The 19981-nt window shown below is 62.1% G+C and carries 19 protein-coding genes and 1 tRNA gene; 16 read left to right on the forward strand and 4 right to left on the reverse strand.

Translation table 11 applies throughout. The features are described 5' to 3' along the window. Window positions 1-130: 130 nt before the first annotated feature. The gene (locus tag HGO92_RS21310; protein ID WP_277351947.1) at window positions 131-1066 is read left to right on the forward strand and encodes a LuxE/PaaK family acyltransferase; all 936 of its coding nucleotides are present in this window, start codon (window positions 131-133) and stop codon (window positions 1064-1066) included. A 442-nt stretch (window positions 1067-1508) separates the two neighbouring features. On the opposite strand, the gene HGO92_RS21315 is transcribed toward HGO92_RS21310, so the two are convergent. Further along, a tRNA-Leu gene (locus tag HGO92_RS21315) sits at window positions 1509-1592 on the reverse strand. Window positions 1593-1787: 195 nt separating this feature from the next. Between HGO92_RS21315 and HGO92_RS21320 the strand changes: the two genes are divergently transcribed. Both HGO92_RS21320 and HGO92_RS21325 read left to right on the forward strand, forming a co-directional pair. Further along, window positions 1788-3092: a M20/M25/M40 family metallo-hydrolase gene (locus HGO92_RS21320; RefSeq protein WP_169998461.1), complete on the forward strand. Its 1305-nt coding sequence runs from the start codon at window positions 1788-1790 to the stop codon at window positions 3090-3092. Window positions 3093-3106: 14 nt separating this feature from the next. Further along, window positions 3107-4264 (forward strand): acyl-CoA dehydrogenase family protein, encoded by a 1158-nt coding sequence (locus tag HGO92_RS21325; protein ID WP_169998462.1) that lies wholly within the window; start codon window positions 3107-3109, stop codon window positions 4262-4264. A 50-nt stretch (window positions 4265-4314) separates the two neighbouring features. Here HGO92_RS21325 and HGO92_RS21330 read toward each other — a convergent pair whose 3' ends face one another. Continuing rightward, entirely contained in the window at window positions 4315-4548 is a 234-nt protein-coding gene (locus tag HGO92_RS21330; protein ID WP_074702386.1) for a DUF5703 family protein, read from the reverse strand. 52 nt (window positions 4549-4600) lie between these two features. Here HGO92_RS21330 and HGO92_RS21335 point away from each other — a divergent pair, with 52 nt between their 5' ends. After that, window positions 4601-4888 (forward strand): hypothetical protein, encoded by a 288-nt coding sequence (locus HGO92_RS21335; RefSeq protein WP_169998464.1) that lies wholly within the window; start codon window positions 4601-4603, stop codon window positions 4886-4888. 31 nt (window positions 4889-4919) lie between these two features. On the opposite strand, the gene HGO92_RS21340 is transcribed toward HGO92_RS21335, so the two are convergent. Then, window positions 4920-5852 (reverse strand): aldo/keto reductase, encoded by a 933-nt coding sequence (locus tag HGO92_RS21340; protein ID WP_169998465.1) that lies wholly within the window; start codon window positions 5850-5852, stop codon window positions 4920-4922. Window positions 5853-6005: 153 nt separating this feature from the next. Here HGO92_RS21340 and HGO92_RS21345 point away from each other — a divergent pair, with 153 nt between their 5' ends. Continuing rightward, a complete protein-coding gene (locus HGO92_RS21345) occupies window positions 6006-6830 on the forward strand; it encodes an undecaprenyl-diphosphate phosphatase (RefSeq protein WP_169998467.1) in 825 nt (274 codons plus the stop codon). A gap of 62 nt (window positions 6831-6892) precedes the next feature. Then, window positions 6893-8155 carry a cysteine--1-D-myo-inosityl 2-amino-2-deoxy-alpha-D-glucopyranoside ligase gene (mshC, locus tag HGO92_RS21350; RefSeq protein WP_169998468.1) on the forward strand — a complete coding sequence of 421 codons (1263 nt, stop codon included), beginning with the start codon at window positions 6893-6895 and terminating at the stop codon, window positions 8153-8155. A 50-nt stretch (window positions 8156-8205) separates the two neighbouring features. Here the strand turns inward: mshC and HGO92_RS21355 are convergent, their stop codons facing one another. Beyond that, the gene (locus HGO92_RS21355; protein ID WP_074702381.1) at window positions 8206-9087 is read right to left on the reverse strand and encodes a PAC2 family protein; all 882 of its coding nucleotides are present in this window, start codon (window positions 9085-9087) and stop codon (window positions 8206-8208) included. Window positions 9088-9211: 124 nt separating this feature from the next. Here HGO92_RS21355 and HGO92_RS21360 point away from each other — a divergent pair, with 124 nt between their 5' ends. The 10 genes from HGO92_RS21360 to HGO92_RS21405 all read left to right on the forward strand — a co-directional run bounded on the left by HGO92_RS21360 (window position 9212) and on the right by HGO92_RS21405 (window position 19954). Continuing rightward, complete coding sequence (locus HGO92_RS21360; protein ID WP_169998470.1) at window positions 9212-9955, forward strand: HAD family hydrolase; 744 nt, start codon at window positions 9212-9214, stop codon at window positions 9953-9955. 2 nt (window positions 9956-9957) lie between these two features. Next, complete coding sequence (locus tag HGO92_RS21365; RefSeq protein WP_169998505.1) at window positions 9958-11136, forward strand: site-2 protease family protein; 1179 nt, start codon at window positions 9958-9960, stop codon at window positions 11134-11136. Window positions 11137-11198: 62 nt separating this feature from the next. Next, window positions 11199-12263 carry a tRNA (adenine-N1)-methyltransferase gene (locus HGO92_RS21370; protein ID WP_205834894.1) on the forward strand — a complete coding sequence of 355 codons (1065 nt, stop codon included), beginning with the start codon at window positions 11199-11201 and terminating at the stop codon, window positions 12261-12263. A 137-nt stretch (window positions 12264-12400) separates the two neighbouring features. Beyond that, window positions 12401-14149: a proteasome ATPase gene (gene arc, locus HGO92_RS21375; RefSeq protein ID WP_169998473.1), complete on the forward strand. Its 1749-nt coding sequence runs from the start codon at window positions 12401-12403 to the stop codon at window positions 14147-14149. A 14-nt stretch (window positions 14150-14163) separates the two neighbouring features. Further along, on the forward strand, window positions 14164-15768 hold the full coding sequence (gene dop / locus HGO92_RS21380) for a depupylase/deamidase Dop (RefSeq protein WP_169998506.1): 1605 nt from the start codon (window positions 14164-14166) through the stop codon (window positions 15766-15768). A gap of 45 nt (window positions 15769-15813) precedes the next feature. Further along, entirely contained in the window at window positions 15814-16020 is a 207-nt protein-coding gene (locus HGO92_RS21385) for a ubiquitin-like protein Pup (protein ID WP_169998474.1), read from the forward strand. A 3-nt stretch (window positions 16021-16023) separates the two neighbouring features. Continuing rightward, window positions 16024-16860, forward strand: coding sequence for a proteasome subunit beta (gene prcB / locus HGO92_RS21390; protein ID WP_169998476.1), 837 nt, complete (start codon window positions 16024-16026; stop codon window positions 16858-16860). Window positions 16861-16863: 3 nt separating this feature from the next. Then, window positions 16864-17586: a proteasome subunit alpha gene (gene prcA / locus HGO92_RS21395; RefSeq protein ID WP_169998478.1), complete on the forward strand. Its 723-nt coding sequence runs from the start codon at window positions 16864-16866 to the stop codon at window positions 17584-17586. 1 nt (window position 17587) lies between these two features. Then, window positions 17588-18949: a Pup--protein ligase gene (pafA, locus tag HGO92_RS21400; protein ID WP_169998479.1), complete on the forward strand. Its 1362-nt coding sequence runs from the start codon at window positions 17588-17590 to the stop codon at window positions 18947-18949. A 111-nt stretch (window positions 18950-19060) separates the two neighbouring features. Continuing rightward, the gene (locus tag HGO92_RS21405; RefSeq protein ID WP_169998481.1) at window positions 19061-19954 is read left to right on the forward strand and encodes an FKBP-type peptidyl-prolyl cis-trans isomerase; all 894 of its coding nucleotides are present in this window, start codon (window positions 19061-19063) and stop codon (window positions 19952-19954) included. Window positions 19955-19981 lie beyond the last annotated feature (27 nt).

The raw sequence follows: 19981 nt of genomic DNA on the forward strand, positions 1-19981 counted from the left end.
GGCCGCCTGGCCCACGGACGAAGAACCCGATTTTTCCCTTAAGGAAGAACTTGGAATTGATAGCGGTTGCATGATCGAGGAAACTCCCGAATATCGGGGATGTTGCAACGATCGCTAGAACTCGCCCCTGTTGCCGGTCGGCATGTTTAAGCGTCCCGACGCCCATGTGCTACTCACCTGCTCCCTGGCCGATGTTGAGACCGAGACCAGCTCCAGCGGAACCCGCGGTGTCCCATCCGTCGCCCGCCGCAACAGCGAGACAGTGACGCGGTCGCTGGTTGGTCTGATCGGGACCTACCGTGAGTTCTTCAGCCTGTCCGGGGGCGCGGGACTTTTCTTGAACCCGTCGGACTCGGAAGCCTCGGAGATGGGTCTGCTCAAGGACTTCAACATACTGAACAGCGTCTTCGACCACCACGTATACCTCGTTGCCGACCAGGCATTCGACGTCAGGGAGGCCCTGGAGCACCTGCGCCGGTGGAGGGGCCACATGACCCGGCACATCGTCTGTCCGCCGTTCCTCATCGAGCGGCTCCTCCGGTTCCTCGAGCAGGAGAAGATCAATGTGCGCTTGGACCCGTACAGCATGATTATCACGCTCGGCGGTTGGAAGCGGCACACGGCCGAGGCTATCCCTGCCGAAGGCTTTCGGGAGCGGTGCCACGACCTGCTCGGCGTGCGCCCCGGGAACGTGCGCGACATGTACGGGATGATCGAGTCGAACATGCTCGCTGTCGAATGCCACCTGCATCGCAAGCACGTCCCGCCGTGGTGCTACATCTCCATCCGGGACCCTGGCCAGATCGGCAAAGAGCTCGCTCCGGGGGGCACCGGCATCATCGCCGTACTGGATTCCCTCAACACCAGCTACCCCGGTTTCCTCCTCACCGATGATATGGGCGACGTCGAGACCGGCACCTGCGGGTGCGGGAGGACCGGCCAGGTCATCAACTTCCGCCGTCGGGGTCAGGGCGGCGGGCTTGGTCACTGCCCCGTCAGTATCGAGCGCTACCTCGGCACGGGCACCACCGCCAACGATGAGGCGGCGGCCCTCGTGAAGGCCTGAGTTCGCGGCGCCGCCAAGCACGAACGCGTCATAGTCCGAATCCCCGATGAGCCCGAACGGCAGCGCCTGGGCCCCTTCGGCGGGCAGGATATGCCGGAAACACCGCCGCGTTCTAGGGCCCCAGGGAGGTCAATATTCTGTTCCATGATGGGGACAAGCCTGTCGGTCATGCTTCTCACTTTGTCCAGAACATCGTAGTTTCGGCGCCGCCCCACCACGGGGGACGGCAGGACGGCGCCGGAATCCAACACTATTTTCCGGGGGAGGGGCCGCACTGCAGGGCGCGCGTCTTGAGCAAATCTTGAGTTAAGACTTCGCAGCCTTCATCCTCAGGCTTTCCGCAGCTGTCGTATGTCCGCAGCCGCCTGGGTGAAAATCAGTCCCGCTCGGGGACGGGCAACAAAAAACCCCGGAAACCGTTAAGTTTCCGGGGTTTTCCCTGTGCGCGGAGGGGGACTTGAACCCCCACCCTCAATAAGAGGACTAGCACCTCAAGCTAGCGCGTCTGCCATTCCGCCACCCGCGCAGGTGGTATTTTCGTTCAGTTTCGGCGAACCGATTCCTTCGAAAGCAGCGAGAAAAACTCTAACACGTTTTGGCCGAAGTGTTGAATCGGGGACTTTCATACCCCCGTTCCGGCGGGTTTCTATGGCAAGGGGCTGCCACCACTGATGCAGATCGATAGGCTGGAGCCAATCATCCCGTCAGCAAGGAGCCTGAAATGCCTGCCCTCCTCCCGCAAGATGAAGTCGTCCGTATTTGCCAGGAACTGATCCGGATCGACACCTCGAATTTTGGTGACAATGCGGGTCCGGGGGAGCGGGCAGCCGCAGAGTACACGGCCGGCTTGCTGGAGGAAGTGGGTCTGTCCACGGAGATTTTCGAGTCATCTCCGGGACGTGCTTCAGTCGTCACCCGCATGGCGGGGGAAGATCCTTCCGCGGACGCACTGGTAGTCCATGGACATCTGGATGTTGTGCCGGCGCAGAAAGAAGACTGGCAGGTCGACCCGTTCAGCGGCGAGGAAAAGGACGGTCTCATCTGGGGCCGTGGAGCGGTGGACATGAAGGACATGGATGCCATGATCCTGTCCGTGGCCCGCGATATGGCCCGAACCGGAACCAAGCCGAAGCGCGATATCGTATTCGCTTTCTTCGCCGACGAGGAGGCCGGCGGAAAATACGGGGCCCGCTGGGCGGTCGATAACCGACCCGAACTTTTCGACGGCGCCACGGAAGCGATTTCGGAAGTCGGTGGCTTCTCTGCCAACATCGGCGGGCAACGTGCCTACCTTCTGCAGACTGCTGAGAAAGGTATCGCATGGCTGCGCTTGGCCGTCAGCGGCCGGGCTGGCCACGGCTCGCAGATCAACACGGACAACGCGGTGACCACGTTGGCAAGCGCCGTGGGACGGATCGGCGCCCACCAGTGGCCCATCGAGCTTACGGACACGAGCCGCCGTTTTCTGGACGGCGTAACGGAACTCACCGGCGTCGAATTCGATCCGGACAATCCGGACATTCTGCTCAAGGAACTGGGCACAGTGGCACGTTTCGTCGGCGCCACGCTTCAAAACACTTCCAATCCGACCGTGCTGAAGGCCGGGTACAAGGAAAACGTCATACCTGGCCTGGCCGAAGCTCGGATCGACGCGCGGACTCTGCCCGGCCAGGACGAACTGGTGCTGGCCAAGATCCAGGAGCTGGCAGGGGAGGACGTGGACATCTCCTACATCCACCAGGACTCGGCGCTCGAAGTTCCGTTCGCCGGAAACCTCGTGGACGCAATGGTGGATTCGCTCAGGCACGAGGATCCGGACGCAGTGGTTCTGCCCTACACGCTTTCCGGGGGAACGGACAACAAGTCGCTGGCTCGGCTCGGGATCACCGGATACGGGTTCGCGCCCCTGCAACTGCCCGATGATCTGGACTTCACGGGTATGTTCCACGGCGTGGACGAACGCGTTCCCGTGGACTCTCTGAAGTTCGGCACGCGCGTGCTGCACCGGCTGCTGACCACTTACTAGCGCGGGACGGATCGATGACCAAGACAGTTGAAGACCTGCTGCCGGAGGCGATGCTCGCCACGTTCCGCTCCCGGGCGGCCGGTTATGACGAGGCGAATTCCTTCTGCCACGAGGACTTCGCTGATCTTCAGGCCGCGGACTATTTGAAAATGCTTGTGCCGGAGACCGATGGCGGGCTCGGGTACGGCCTGCGGCAGGCCTCCCTGGCCCAGCTCCGGCTGGCCAGTGCCGCCCCGGCCACAGCATTGGCTGTCAACATGCACTTGGTCTGGACCGGCGTCGCCCAGGTGATGCAGGCCCGCGGGGACCGGAGCCTGGACTTCGTGCTCGAAGAAGCAAGCCGGGGTGAGATTTTCGGGTTCGGCGTATCCGAAGCCGGAAACGATCACGTGCTGTTTGACTCCACCACGGTCGCCACGCCACAGGGCGACGGCGGGTATTCCTTCACGGGAACCAAGGTTTTCACCAGCCTCTCGCCCGTATGGACGAAACTGGGAACTTTCGGGCGAGACGACGACGGCGACGAGCCACAGCTGGTTTGGGCCTTCATCGACAGGGAAGCTCCCGGCTTCCGCATCAAGGACGACTGGAACACGCTGGGCATGCGGGCCAGCCAATCGAATACGACAGTGCTGGAAGGGGTGTGCGCCCGGCCGGAACGGGTCTTCCGGAAGCTCCCGGTGGGGCCGAATCCGGACCTGCTGATCTTTGGCATCTTCAGCTGCTTCGAGATCCTGCTGGCCTCGGTCTATGCCGGCATCGGGTCACGGGCGGTGGAGCTGGCCGTGGAGAACGTAGGCCGGCGGACGTCCCTGAAGACCGGCAGGAGCTATGCGCAGGATCCGGACATCCGCTGGCGTGTCGCCGATGCTGCGATCGAAATGGACGGGCTCTATCCGCAGCTGGAAAGTATCGCCCGGGACGTCGACACTCTCATCGACCACGGGACGATGTGGTTTCCCAAGCTTGCGTCAGTCAAGGTCAGGGCGACGGAAACAGCGAAGCGCGTAGTCGAGCACGCCGTAAGGGTCTCCGGCGGCGGCGGGTACTTCCGCGGCAGCGAGCTGGAGCGTCTGTACCGGGATGTGCTGGCCGGGCTCTACCATCCCTCAGACGACGAATCAGCGCACGGCACGGTGGCTAACGCCTGGCTTGGCCCCATCGAGGACTAAGCCCCGTCACCAGCCTTCCCATAGGCAGGGAGGGACCCCGGGGGAGCAGGTCAGACAGTGGCCTCTACGCGGAGGACTTTCCGGCGCATCCAGTACTTGCGGCTGCCGCCCATGTAGAAGCGGGTCCGGATCAGGTCCCACTTGCCGTATTCGGCATGCTCAGCCAGCGCCCGGCGGGCCTCCTTGACAGATTCGCCCTTATTGACCGTCAGGACAAGATATTCATACTGGCGGAGGTGATCGCGTTCGCGCTGGATAGAGCCGGTGCTAATTTGTTCTCTCATTGGCCCTCCAATCTCTTCACTTATTCTTCCCACAACAGCTAACGTCTACTACATGGCAATTGATCCGCGTGTCGCACTCCAGTCGTTTACAGCTGCCCTTGAGGAACATCTTGCCGCATCCGCCAGCCGGCGCGGTGAAGATGATCCTGCGGTGGAGGCCGCGTTCTCCTCCATAATGGAAACCTTCGAAGCCTATGAAGACGCACTTTACGACGCGTACGGTGAAGTTACGCCGCTCGTCATTTACGACGAGTCCGAAGACGAGGACGACGACGGCGATGACGACTATGAAGAGGTCGCTGACCCCTTCGACGACGATCTGGAAATTGAGGAGAAGTAGACCCTCCCGCAGCTACGTTACGGTGTAGGCACTACGGTACCGAGATATCGTCGAGCGCAGAAGCGATCTCGGGCGGAATGCTCTTCGGGGCAGCCTTGAGGATCTGTTCGAGCTGGCCGGGTGTCCGTGGACCGATCACGGCAGTGTCGATACCGGGCTGTTCCAGTGTCCAGCCAAGGGCCAGCTCAAGCGGCTGCACATCCAGGCCCCGGGCTGCGGTTGCCAGCGCCTCAGCGATCCTGGCGGGCCTTCCGGAAAGATAAGGCTCCACAAAGCCCGCCCTGTTTTCGGAGGCCCCCCGCGAGTCCGCCGGTGTGCCGTTCCGGTATTTTCCGGTCAGCACACCGCGGCCAAGGGGGGACCAGGCCATGACTCCGGTGCCCAAAGCCCGTGCCGCCGGGATAACTTCCCGTTCTGCCGTTCGCTGGAGCAACGAGTATTCGGACTGCACGGCCACCAGGGGGACGGCACTGAGCGACACGGCCCGGGCCAGTTGCCAGCCCGAGTAATTGGAGACGCCCACATAGCGTGCGCGGCCGGAAGAGACGGCGAACTCCAAGGCAGAAAGCGTTTCCTCCAGAGGCGCGTTGTCGTCCCAGACATGCGCCAGCCATACGTCGAGATAGTCCGTGCCCAGACGCGCCAGGCTGGCGTCGAGAGAACGCAGCATTGCGCCCCGGGAGGTGTCCACTTCCCTTGCGCCGTCGCGGCGGACCATCCCCGCCTTGGAAACCACAGTGACTTCCTGCCGGGGGACCAGTTCACCCAGAAACGTACCGATGATCGCTTCGCTGCGGCCTTCGGCATAAGCAGCCGCCGTGTCGAGGAGGGTCCCTCCTGCATCCAGATAGGAGCGCAGCATCGTTGCCGCGCTCTCTTCGTCCGTCTCCTGGCCCCACGTCATGGTGCCTAACGACAGGCGCGGTACTTTCAGCCCACTATGACCTAACCGATTCTGCTCCATGGGCAAAAGCCTACGGCCTGCCCCGCCGCAGGCGGGAACTGACCCGCGGATGAGTCGCGCATGTGGTTCGCAGGTCATACCGTAGGAGGATCTTTGTCACGGCGACGGTGTCCGGTTCTGCCGCAGCGGTGGTCGTGCTTTAAGGTCTAAGTTGTGACTTGGCTAGAAGCGGCCTTTCTGGGACTCATCCAGGGCCTGACCGAATTCCTCCCGATTTCCTCCAGCGCACACCTGCGCGTTGCGGGTGAACTCCTGCCCGGTGCCTCCGACCCCGGCGCCGCGTTTACCGCCATCACGCAGCTAGGCACGGAAACCGCAGTCCTGGTTTATTTCTGGAAAGACATCGTCCAGATCGTGAAGTCCTGGTTCGGCTCCCTGACTGGGAAGGTGCCGCGCAACGACCCGGATGCCCGGATGGGCTGGCTGATCATCATCGGTTCCGTCCCCATCGGTGTGCTCGGACTGCTTTTCGAGGACCAGATCGAAGGGTCCTTCCGAAGCCTGTGGATCGTGGCGACCATGCTGATCGTCTTCGGGTTGTTCCTGGCCATCGCCGACACAATCGGCAAGCAGGTCCGGACTCTGGATAAGCTCAGTTATAAGCACGGCATCCTGTACGGTCTGGCCCAGGCGCTGGCGCTCATCCCGGGTGTCTCGCGTTCTGGCGGAACCATCACGGCCGGCCTCCTCATGGGCTACACACGTGAGGCGGCCGCCCGGTATGCGTTCCTGCTGGCGATTCCGGCGGTATTTGCCAGTGGGCTCTACCAGTTGGCCACCAGCTGGAACGAACCCGGACCGTATGGTGGGGGTGAAACCGCTCTGGCGACGCTGGTGGCCTTCGTGGTCGGTTTCGTCATCATCGGATGGTTCCTCAAGTACGTCTCGACCCGCAGCTACAAGCTCTTCGTCTGGTACCGGATAGCGCTTGGGTTGCTGCTGTACATCCTGCTTGGTATCGGCGTTATCAACGCTTAGCAACGCCATAAGTACGACGGCGGTCCCCGCCGGACCGTGATTCTCACCGGAAGGAACAGCCATTGTTTGGTTGGAATGCGCGCCCAGTGCCTCAGATCGCCGGAGGCCATAACACGCTGGCCCTCTTTGATACGGCCGCGGGGGAGATGGTCCAACTGGATCCCGCTCCCACCGGTTCGTTGTATGTCTGCGGTATCACTCCTTACGACGCCACCCACATGGGCCATGCCGCCACCTATGTCAGTTTCGACCTGCTGAACCGCTACTGGCGCGATGCCGGCCGGGAAGTCCAGTACGTGCAGAACGTCACTGACATTGACGATCCGCTGCTCGAACGGGCGAAGGCCATGGGCGTGGACTGGGAAGCGCTGGCCAAGGACCAGACCGACCTCTTCCGCGAAGACATGGAGGCGCTCAATGTGCTGCCGCCGGACCATTACATCGGTGCGGTGGAGTCCATCGAATGGATCATTCCGGCGATCGAGCAACTGATCACCGAGGGGCTGGCGTACCGGGTGCCCGGCACCGGCGGCGAACCGGACGGCGACGTCTACTTCGATTCCGTCGCGGCAGCCGGTGAGGGCTGGCACAACGGCATGACCTCGCGGCTGACCGAGGAGGAAATGCTGCCGCTCTTTGCCGAGCGCGGCGGCGATCCTGAGCGACCCGGTAAGCGGCATCCCTTGGACGCGCTGCTGTGGCGCGTGGCCCGCGAGGGCGAGCCGAAGTGGCCCGGAAGCTCACTGGGCGAAGGCAGGCCCGGATGGCACATCGAGTGTTCCATCATTGCCCGGAAGTTCCTGCCGGAAACCTTCGACATCCAAGGCGGCGGCTCCGACCTGAGCTTCCCGCACCACGAAATGAGTGCCGGGCATGCATATGCCTTGACCGGAACGGAACTGGCACGCCACTTCGTCCATGCCGGCATGGTGGGCCTGGACGGCGAAAAAATGAGCAAGTCCAAGGGCAACTTGGTGCTCGTGTCGAAGCTTCGCTCGGAGGGCGTGGACCCGTCTGCCATCCGTACTGTGCTGCTGGGCCAGCATTACCGCAGCGACTGGTTCTGGACCGATGACTTGCTGCAGGCTGGAACCGAGCGGCTTGCGCGCTGGCGTGCCGCCGCAGGCAACTCGGATGAGGAATCAGCCGCCGCCCTGGCTGACAGGATACGGGCGGCCTTGGCAGAGGACCTGGATGCACCTGCCGCGCTGGCCGCGGTGGACGCCTGGGCCGCGGCCTCGCCCGGCGGCAGTAGCCAGCGTGAAGACCCCGCCGGAAGCGCCGTCGCCAAGGTGCTCGACGCGTTGCTCGGCATCGTCCTTTAACGCTCACGGCTAAAGCCGGCCGGGCGGAGCCTTTTTTGGCTGCCGCCCGGCTACTCCTTCCGGCGCTTTTTCAGGTAGCGCTCAAATTCACGGGCAATGGATTCGCCGGTCGCCTCCGGCAGGTCCGCCGTGTCCTTGGCCTCTTCAAGCTGCCGGACGTAAGCGGCGACTTCCGGATCCTCCGTGGCTAGTTCGTTGACGCCGCGCTCCCATGCCTCGGCCTCCTCGGTCAGCACGGCGGTATCCAGCGGAACCTGCAGAATATCTTCCAGGCCTTGCAGGATCGCCAGCTCGGCCTTGGGAGAAGGAGACTGCCCTACGTAATGGGGCACGGCTGCCCATAGGGACAAGGTAGGGATTCCCGCCAGCGAGGCCACCTCGGCAAGCACCCCGACAATCCCGGTCGGACCCTCGTACTGGCTGGCTTCCGTATTCAGAGATTCCCGGACCGTGTCGTCTTCGCTGGTAACGGTCACCGGGATGGGCCGGCTGTGCGGAACATCGGCCAGCAACGCCCCGACCAGCACCAGGCAATCGACGTCGAGTTCAGTAGCGTGGGCGAGCAACTCGGCGGTATATGCCCGCCAGCGGTATGACGGTTCGACGCCGTGCACGAACACAATGTCTATGTCCGTATCCGGAACGCTGCAGCGTGTCAGCTTGGTGGTTGGCCATTTGATCCGTCGATCGCCGGAGGCGGTGCGCCGGATTAACGGGCGGGTGAACTGGAAATCGTAATACAGGTCGGGGTCGATACTGGCCACTTTAACACCGTCCCACAACCGGCTGAGGTACTTCACTGCATCGGTTGCCGCCTCGCCGGCATCATTCCAGCCTTCAAACGCGGCGAGCATGATAGTCAGCCGCCGCTCGTCTCCGCCCTCCGGCTTCGGGAACAAGCGCCGCAAGCCCCGAGCCTCATTACTGTCCATAGTGCTCACGTCTTCACCCTAAACCCAGCCCGTGGAGTTGTCAGTGAGCGGTACCGTGATTCGCGTAGAGCATAGCCAGGGCATCGAGGCGTGCCCGGCGCCGGCGGGACCGTAGACTTGGAGCATGTCTGCTTCTCCCGACCGCCTTGGTGCGCTGTCTGAAAATCGAACGCGCGTACAGGCTGTTCTCTGGGATATGGACGGAACCCTCGTGGACACCGAACCGTACTGGATCGAAGCCGAAACCGAACTGGTCCTCAAATTCGGCGGGGTCTGGACTGATGAGCTAGGCCGCGGACTGGTCGGCAATGCGCTTCCGGTTTCCGCTGCCGTCCTGCAGGAGGCAGGCGTCGACCTGAGCGTCAGGGAGATCATCGACCAGCTGCTGGACGCCGTCGTCGCCAAGGTGCGCCGCGAGATTCCATGGCGGCCGGGGGCCAGGGAGCTGCTGAAGCAGCTTAACGACGCAGGGGTACCGACCGCGCTCGTGACCATGTCCGAGACCATCCTCGCCGAAGAGGTCGTCCAGTCGCTGCCTGCGGGCAGCTTCCGCTTCATGATCACCGGCGACATGGTGGAGCATGGCAAGCCCAATCCGGAACCGTACCAGCGTGCCTTCGACAAGCTGGCGGCAACTGAGCCCGGATTCGATAAGTCACGTGTCGTAGCGCTTGAAGACTCTGTGCCGGGTGCCACCTCGGCACAGGCTGCAGGACTGGTGACCGTGGCCATCCCTCACGTGGTCGAGGTCCCGGATGATCGGGGCCGGTACCGGTGGGAAAGCTTGGCAGGCAAGTCCTTGGCGGACCTGGACCTGCTGCTGGAGCAGGATGTCGTCAACGTCCAGGGTGCCGGGAGAGGCGCATGAGCATGTCGCCGGACACTGGGAACAGCCCGGACACCAGCAACTCCCCGCCTGAATCCAAACCGCCGGTCCGCCGCGAGGGGATACCGCTGGGCAGCATCGGCGGCGTTCCCATCGTGCTGGCCTATTCCTGGTTCATCATTGCCATCTTCATCGTTTTCGCCTTCGGGCCCCAGGTCAGCAGGGCCATCCCGGGACTCGGCAGCGCATCCTATGTGGTGGCCTTCGGCTATGCCGTGCTGCTGCTGCTCTCTGTCCTCGTCCATGAACTCGCCCACGCACTCAGCGCGCGCGTCTTCGGCTGGCCGACCGCAAAGATCGTGCTCAACCTCTGGGGCGGCCATACCCAGTTCGAAAACTTCAAGGCCACTCCGGGCAAATCCCTGATAGTTGCCTTGTCCGGCCCTGCAGCCAATTTCGCGTTGGCCGGTTTTGGCGCGTTGGTCATGCCCGTCATGGAGGCCAATGCCGTGGCCTGGGTCCTGACGGACATCTTTATCTGGGCCAACCTGCTCGTTGCGGTCTTCAACATCCTCCCTGGCTTGCCGCTGGACGGTGGCAGATTGGTGGAGTCGGCTGTCTGGGGCATCACCGGCAGTCAGGAAAAGGGCACATTGGCCGCAGGCTGGGCCGGACGCGTCATCGTCGTCCTCATCGTGGTGGGGGTCATCGGCGTGCCGCTGGCCATGGGACTCCAGCCCGACCTCCAGGTAGTGGTGATCATGGTTCTGGTGGGCGGATTCCTGTGGATGGGTGCGAGTGCTTCCATCACCAACGCCAAATTGCGGCTGCGGCTGCCGCACGTCAGTGCCGGCGCTCTGAAACAGCCCGCCATCAGCATGCCTGCCAGTTCTAATGTGGAGCAGGTGCAGGCCGTAGCACGGAGGGCACCGCAGGCATTCGTGATCCTGACAGCCGCTACCGGCCAGCCCGAAGCGATCGTCGACGGCCAAGCGCTTGAACAGGTTCCGGAAACTGCAGCTGCCCGCACACCGGCGGCCGCCGTAAGCCGTGCTCTGGCCCCCGGCGCCTACATACCTGAATGGGCTGCCGGACAGGAACTTGTGCAGTACCTCGCCGGGCTTGCCGGAACCGAGTATGCGGTCACTGACGCAGACGGGCGGGTTACGGGGTTGCTCAGCCAATCAACTGTTGTACGGGCCATCACCGGCAAAGCCTCATAAGCAGTATGCCGCCCCAGTTCCCAGCCGATAATCACTATCCACCGATCGGAAGTAGCGCCAGCATGAGTTCACCGACCACACCGCACGGAGCAGACCAGCGCCGCGGCCCGTTCCGTTCCGGAGAGCGCGTCCAGCTCACGGACGAAAAAGGCCGGATGAACACCATTACGCTGACCCCCGGCGGTGCGTTCCACACCCATAAGGGCTTCCTGACACACGATGTCCTGATCGGACAGCCGGAAGGCTGCGTGGTCAGCAATGACACCGGCCACAAGTACCAGGCCCTGCGGCCCCTGCTCTCGGATTTCGTCCTGTCCATGCCGCGTGGCGCCGCCGTCGTATATCCCAAAGATGCCGGTCAAATTGTGACGATGGCCGATATTTTTCCGGGCGCCCGGGTGGTTGAAGCCGGTGTGGGCTCCGGCGCATTGAGCATCTCGCTGTTGCGCGCCGTGGGCGACCAGGGCTACCTGCATTCGTTTGAACGGCGTGAGGAATTCGCCGACATCGCGCGGGGAAATGTCGAAACCATTTTCGGCGGGCCTCATCCAGCCTGGCAGATCTCGCTGGGCGACTTCCAGGACGAAGTGGTCAAGCAGGAGGCCCCGGGCAGTGTGGACCGCGTCGTGCTGGACATGCTTGCCCCATGGGAATGTCTGGACGCCGTTGCGACCGTGCTGGCTCCGGGCGGAGTGTGGATCAGCTATGTCGCCACTGTTACGCAGCTGTCGCGGACTGCGGAAGCGATCCGAGCCGACGGCCGCTTCACCGAACCCGACGGCTGGGAGTCGATGGTGCGCGGCTGGCATTTGGAAGGGCTGGCAGTTCGCCCGGATCACCGTATGGTCGCCCACACCGGCTTCCTGCTCACTGCCCGCCGGCTGGCCGACGGCGTCACCGGGCTGACGCCCAAGCGCCGCGCCTCCAAGTCGGAATTCTCGGCAGCGGACCTGAAAACCTGGGCGCCTGACGATGAGAAGTGGGATACGGAGGCGCTGGGGGAGCGGGCGGTGTCGGATAAAAGGCTCAGACGTGCTGCCAAAGACGCCGCTTCCACTGTGCAGCGCGGCGCCTTCAAAAATGCCGATCAACCCGACGGCGCCGGCGGACAGGTTACAGACCAGTAACAACTAGGTGTTCATACTGCTATCAGCGGAATTCCCCGAGCGGCTCCGGCGTTTCCTTCTCAAGTAAGTGTTGCACTCGGGGCATCGGCGGCTAGGGTCTTACCAAGGGACCCGATTCCAGAGAGCAGGTTGCGGTGATGAACGAAGACCAGAACCAGACCAATCAATCGGCACCGGCTGGAGAGACAACCGAGCTGACTGTTGCACAGCGCCAGATCAATGTTCTACGGGACAAGATCCGGAACCTGGACAAGCAGTTGGCCTCGGCCACGCAGAACAACGCTCGGCTTGTCTCCATGCTGGAGTCTGCCAAGGCCGAAATCGTCCGCCTCAAGGACGCTCTGGAGCGCGACGGCGAGACCCCCTTCAGCTTTGCCACCATCACCCAGGTCAACAGGCGGCAGCACCCGCGCACGGGTGCGACCACCACGGCGACCACGCAGGAAAGCGTGGACATTATCCAGTCCGGCCGCAAGCTCCGTGTTGCCGTCAGCCCGCTGATCAACCTCGCGCAGCTGAGTCCGGGCCAGGAAGTGCTCCTGAACGAATCCCTCACCGTCATCGCGGCCCTGGGGTTTGAGCGCGCCGGCGAACTGGTCACCATCAAGGAACTGCTCGGTGCGGACCGTGCCCTGGTTGTCGGACGGGCGGACGAGGAGCGGGTGGTCAAACTTTCCGGCACCCTGCTCAAGGTGAAGATCCGTGTCGGGGACGCCGTCTCCATCGACGCGCGCAGCGGCTACGCGCTCGAAAAGATCCCCCGCAGCGAGGTGGAGAACCTCATTCTGGAAGAAGTTCCGGACATTTCGTATCAAGACATCGGCGGCCTCGGGCCCCAGATCGACGAAATCCGCGACGCCGTTGAACTCCCCTTCCTCTACCCGGATCTCTACCGCGAGCATGGCCTCAAGGCACCCAAAGGCATCCTGCTTTACGGGCCTCCCGGCTGCGGCAAGACACTGATCGCCAAGGCCGTGGCCAACTCGCTTGCAGCACGGGCCATCGAGCGCAGCGGCACGGAGGAAACGCGTAGCTACTTCCTGAACATCAAGGGACCCGAACTGCTGGACAAGTACGTCGGTGAGACCGAGCGGCACATCCGGCTGATCTTCGCCCGGGCGCGGGAGAAGGCTTCCGACGGCAGCCCGGTGGTGGTTTTCTTCGATGAAATGGACTCGCTTTTCCGTACCCGCGGCACCGGGGTATCGTCCGACGTCGAAACGACGATTGTTCCCCAGCTGCTCAGCGAGATAGACGGAGTCGAGAAGCTCGAAAACGTCATTGTCATCGGCGCCTCGAACCGCGAGGACATGATCGACCCAGCCATCCTGCGACCCGGCCGGCTGGATGTGAAAATCAAGATCCAGCGCCCGGACGCGGAAGCGGCGGCAGACATCTTCGCCAAGTACATCACCACGGATCTTCCCATTCATGTGGAGGATCTTGCCGAGCATGGCAATGACCGGCAGGCGACGGTGGACGCGATGATCCAGCTCACTGTCGAAGCGATGTACGCCACGGAGAAGTCAACGGAGTATCTGGAAGTCACCTACGCCAGCGGTGACACCGAGATGCTTTATTTCAAGGACTTCAACTCCGGCGCCGTGATCCAGAACGTGGTGGACAGGGCCAAGAAGAACGCGATCAAGGACCTCCTGACCAGCCAGCAGAAGGGCCTGCGGATCGAGCATCTGCTCCGTGGCGTGGTGGATGAGTTCCGCGAGCATGAGGACATGCCCAACACCACCAACCCGGATGACTGGGCCAGGATCTCCGGCAAGAAGGGCGAGCGGATCACCTACATCCGCACCATCATCCAGGGCAAGGCGGGTCAGGAAGCCGGAAAGTCGATCGAGACGACAGCGAATACGGGGCAGTATCTGTGAGCGTGAACCGTGTGATGGGAACGGAAACGGAGTATGGAATCCATGCTCCGACTGATCCGCTGGCCAATTCGACCGTGCTCTCCTCCCAAATCATCAATGCCTACGCAGCCACCGTCCGCAGCGGTATGGGAAACCTGGCGGGAACTCGCTGGGATTACACCGACGAAGAACCTCTACACGACGCCCGCGGCTGGTCAGTGGCACGGGAGAATGCGGATCCGTCGCAGCTAACCGACATGCCGCCGGTCCTTGACGCCGAACAGATAGCCCTGTCCGGCGGACGCACACCCTCAAACGACTTCTACTCCGAAGAGTCCGCAGGCTCCGGCGTCTTGATGAACATGGTGCTCAGCAACGGTGCCAGGCTGTATGTCGACCATGCCCATCCGGAGTACTCCAGCCCGGAAGTCACCAATCCCCGTGCCGGTGTGCTGTGGGACAAAGCCGGTGACGTCGTCGTACTTCAAGCTTTGAAGAAGATCGCGCGGACGCCCGGTTTCGCTCCGGTCAACATCTACAAGAACAACACTGATAACAAGGCAGTCTCGTACGGCGCGCACGAAAACTACCTGATGCCCCGCAGCCTGCCGTTCGGGCAAATAGTGACCGGGCTGATCCCGTTCTTCGTCTCGCGCCAGGTCATTTGCGGCTCGGGCAGGGTAGGCCTGGGCATGACCGGTCGGCACCGGGGCTTCCAGATCAGCCAGCGGGCGGACTTCTTCGAGGCGGAAGTAGGGCTGGAAACTACCATCCGACGCCCCATCATCAATACCCGGGATGAGCCGCACGCCGTCGCGGACAAGTACCGCAGGCTGCACGTCATCATCGGAGATGCGAACCTGAGCGAGGTCTCCACGTACTTGCGGCTGGGCACCACGGCATTGGTCCTCTCCATGATTGAGCACGGCGAGGCGCCCCACGTGCAGCTGAGCGAACCGGTCCAGGCCTTGCAGGCCATCAGCCATGATCCGACACTGCAGCAGAAAGTTGCGCTCAAGGACGGCGCCATGGTCACGGGTCTTGATCTGCAGGAAATCTATCTCGAAGCGGCTGTGGCGCACTGCCGCAGACACGGTACGGACCAGGGGCAAACGGCCGATGTCCTGGCGCGGTGGGGTGCGTTGCTGTCGACACTGCGGCGCGATCCGATGGAGGCGGCCACCCAGCTGGACTGGGTCGCCAAGCTCAAGCTCCTGCAGGCTTACCGGGACCGCGATGGCTTGGAGTGGTCGGACTCCCGGCTGGGACTGATCGATCTGCAGTATGCCGATGTCAGGCCCGAGAAGGGGCTGTATTACCGGTTGGCCCAGCGGGGAAAGATGGAGCGGCTTCTGACGGATGACGAAATAGCCGAGGCAGTGCATGAGCCGCCGTCGGATACCCGCGCCTACTTCCGCGGCAAGTGCATCGAGCGTTTCCCCAAGGAAGTGGTCGGCGCCAGCTGGGACTCGGTGATCTTCGATCTGCCGAGCCGCCGGCGGCTGCAGCGGATCCCTACCCGAGAGCCGTTGCGAGGCACGCGCGAGCTCACCGGGCCGCTCTTCGATCGGGCCGCTTCAGCCGAAGAATTTATTTCGGCGCTGCTCGGGCCGGAAAGCGCCCCTGACGTGGCAACATAAGGAATAAGAACTCAATAGCCGTCGAATCTGACCAAGGAGGCAGTCATGGCAACGCAGGACCGCAAAAACGTAGAAGGCCGCACTCAGGAAGAAGAGTACGACGAGGCGCCCGAAACACCCGAGCCCGCCCCTGCTGCGGCCGCACAGGCAGAAACCGAAGGCACGGACGATCTGCTCGACGAAATCGACGGTGTCCTCGAGCAAAACGCGGAGGAGTTTGTGCGCGGTTTTGTCCAGAAGGGCGGACAGTAGCCCATGAACTTGCCGGCTGGCGGACATAGTTCCACATTTTCCCAAATTTCCCATGCGGCTACGGCGTCATTCTCCGAGTATCTGTCCCGCAGTGCTCCTGACCTGCTGCCCGGACGCGGTTCGGTGACTGGCATCACGTCGAATGCCGAACACCTGGCGCCGCATGCCACAACGATCGTCGCCATGACCTACGCCGGCGGCGTGATCATGGCCGGCGATCGGCGGGCAACCATGGGAAATATGATTGCCAGCCGGCACATCGAAAAGGTCTTCCCTGCCGATAATTACTCAGTCCTGGGTATCGCCGGCACGGCTGGTATCGCCTTGGACGTCACCCGCCTCTTCCAGGTAGAGCTGGAGCACTACGAGAAGATCGAAGGCACGTTGCTGAGCCTGGAGGGCAAGGCAAACCGCCTGGGTGCCATGATCCGCAGCAACCTGCCGATGGCGATGCAGGGCCTGGCAGTGATACCGCTGTTTGCAGGATTCGATACAGACCGTCATATGGGGCGGCTCTTTTCCTACGACGTGACCGGCGGGCGCTATGAGGAACTCGAACACCATTCCGTAGGTTCCGGGTCCGTCTTCGCCCGCGGAGCATTGAAAAAGCTCTGGAAGCCCAATATGGACGAGGACCGCGCCGTGTCTGTCGCGGTTGAATCGTTGTATGACGCTGCTGACGACGACTCCGCGACCGGCGGACCGGATATAGTGCGGCAGCTGTGGCCGGTGGTCTACGCGGTAAATTCGGCCGGAGCCAAGCGCATCCCGGAACGTGTACTTGCCGCCGCCGCCGAAGCTGTGATTGCTTCGCGCGCCGTGGCCGGACGGGAGGCATAAACCATGACCCAACAGTTCTATGTCTCGCCAGAACAACTGATGAAGGACCGGGCGGATTTCGCCCGGAAGGGAATCGCGCGCGGCCGCTCCGTTGTAGTGCTCAGCTGCAGCGAGGGGATCGCCCTGGTCGCCGAGAACCCGTCCCCCTCGCTGCATAAGATCGGCGAAATTTACGACAGGATCGCGTTCGCTGCCGTTGGCAAATACAACGAGTTCGAAAGCCTGCGCCAGGCAGGAGTTCGGTACGCCGATGTACGGGGCTATTCCTACGATCGGGAGGATGTCACCGCCCGCGGCCTCGCCAGCGTCTACGCACAGAGCCTAGGCGCCGTGTTCACTGCCGACAGCAAACCCTTCGAAGTGGAGCTTGCCGTGGCCGAGGTAGGACTTCGGCAAACGGAAGACCACCTCTACCGGCTCACTTTCGACGGCTCCATCGCGGACGAACCGGATTACGTGGTCATGGGCGGCGAGATCGACGCGGTGAATGAGACACTGCGGTCGGATTGGGATGCGGGTCAGGACTTTGCCGGGGTCATCCGCGCGGCTGCGGGGGCTTTGGAAGGGCACCTTCCTGACAACGGAGGGGCTTCCGGCCAGCGCCGGCTCGGCCCGGAAATGCTGGAAGTAGCGGTCCTTGACCGGGACCCTATGTCCAGCCGCGGCAACCGCCGGGCTTTCCGGCGGCTGTCCATTGCAGAGGTGACGGATATTTTGGGGGACTGACATGGACAGACGGATCTTCGGCATCGAGACTGAGTTTGGCATCTCCTATTCTGCGCCAGATTCGCGTCCGCTATCGCCAGAGGAAGTGGCCCGCTACCTGTTCCGCAAAGTAGTGACATGGGGACGGTCTTCGAATGTCTTCTTGACGAACGGCTCACGGCTGTATCTCGATGTCGGATCGCACCCTGAATATGCCACGGCAGAGTGCGACGATGTAGCGCAATTGATCGCTCAGGACCGCGCTGGAGAACTGATCCTCGAAGACCTTATGAATGAAGCGCAGGACCGCTTGCGCCACGAGGGCTTTGACGGCAATGTCTACCTCTTCAAGAACAATACGGATTCCGCCGGAAATTCCTACGGCAGCCACGAGAACTATCTGATCCCGAGGAAACTCGAGTTCTCCCGGCTTGCGGACATTCTGATTCCGTTCCTGGTCACCCGCCAGATCCTGGTTGGGGCCGGCAAGGTGCTGAAAACCCAGAACGGGTCGATCTACGCGTTTTCGCAGCGGGCGGACCACATCTGGGAAGGCGTCTCTTCCGCTACTACGCGTTCCCGCCCCATCATCAACACCCGTGACGAGCCGCACGCGGACGCCGAGTACTACCGCCGCCTACACGTCATCAACGGGGACTCGAACATGTCCGAGACGACCACCATGCTCAAGATCGGTTCGGTGGATCTTTTGCTGCGGATGATCGAAGCCGGCGTGATCATGCGCGACCTGCGGTTGGAGAATCCGATCCGCAGCATCCGTGATATCTCCCACGACCTGACCGGCTCCAAACCGCTCAAACTTGCCAATGGGAAAGAAATGAGCGCCCTCCAGATGCAGCAGGAGTACTTGGACAAAGCCCGGGAGTTCGTTCGTGCCAACGGCGCGCACAGTCCCCATGTGGAACGGATTCTTGACCTGTGGGAACGTACTCTCGCCGCGGTTGAAGCGCAGGATTATTCGGGAATTGACACAGAGATTGACTGGGCGATTAAGAAGAAGCTCATTGACCGCTTCAGCCAGCGCCACGGGCTGGACCTGGATTCAGCCCGGATTTCGCAGTTGGACTTGACCTACCATGACATTTCACGGCGGCGCGGGCTGTTTTTCCTGCTTCAGGCGCGTGGCGAAGCCGCTCGTGTAGTGCAGGAACCCGAGGTGAAGTCAGCGGTCGACAATCCGCCGCAGACCACCCGCGCCAAACTCCGTGGGGATTTTGTCCGTGCCGCGCGCGAACACGGGCGGGATTTCACAGTGGACTGGGTCCATCTGAAGCTCAATGACCGTTCCCAGCAGACCATCCTGTGCAAGGATCCCTTTAAGAACGTTGATGACAGGGTCGAGGCTCTGCTGGCCTCACTTTGAGGAACTGTCCAGCTATCTCTGTCACAATATGACCAACGCGGGTCCATCGGATCTGCCGTGCCCCCGACAGCACCTCACGAAAGTTGAAATGTGCGCAAAATACTAGCGACCATGCTGCCCTTTGCGCTGTTGCTTACTGCATGCAGCAGTGCCGACAGCGAAGGCTCCGGCTCGGACAGTCTGGATGACGTGACGATCACCGCAACTGATGCCGGTTCCGCCCCCAAGGTTGAGTTCGACGCACCCTTGGAGCTGCCTGAATCAGCGGCTCAGGTAGTGAATGAAGGCGAAGGCGAAGGCGCTGTTGACGGGCAGTGGATCCGGTTTCATTTTGCCCAATATGATGCCGTAACAGGCGAATCCGCCGGAGGCACCTATGATTCCCCTACAGCCCAGACTTTTGAGCTAAATGAGCAGATGAAGTCGTTGGAGCCTTCACTGTACGACGCTCTACTGGGTTCAAAACCTGGCGATAATGTGGCTTATTATCAAAAGCCGGCGGAATCCACCGGTGCGAGTGCTGCGGCGCAGAATCCTCAGTTGCTGGTCCTTACTGTCGATCGAGTCAAAGACAAGGGCGTAAAAGCGGAGGCCTCAGAAGTGGCCGAACTGGAAGAAGCCGGCAAGCTGCCCGAAATATCATTCGATGACAAGGGCGTTCCGTCCGTCAAGATTCCGGAGGGCGTCGACGCGCCGGACGACTTGATCGTTCAGGTCATTGAGGAGGGCGATGGCAAGGAAGCCACCGCCGAGAGCACAGTCAAGGCGAACTATGCCGGCTGGAACTGGGCCGAAGGCAAGGAGTTCGACTCGAGTTTTTCCCGCGGCGAGCCGACCGAGTTCCCACTCAATGGGGTCATCGAAGGCTGGACCAAGGGCTTGACCGGGCTCAAGGAAGGGGCAAAAGTTATGCTGTCCATTCCTACGGAACTAGCATATGTCCAGGGGCAAGGGGACGCTTCGGGAGACTTGATCTTCTACGTCGAACTGGTCGAAGTAAAGTAACAACCAGCCATAACCGCTAGGAAAGGT

The organism is Crystallibacter degradans (genome assembly GCF_012952295.1).
Lineage (GTDB): Bacteria > Actinomycetota > Actinomycetes > Actinomycetales > Micrococcaceae > Crystallibacter > Crystallibacter degradans.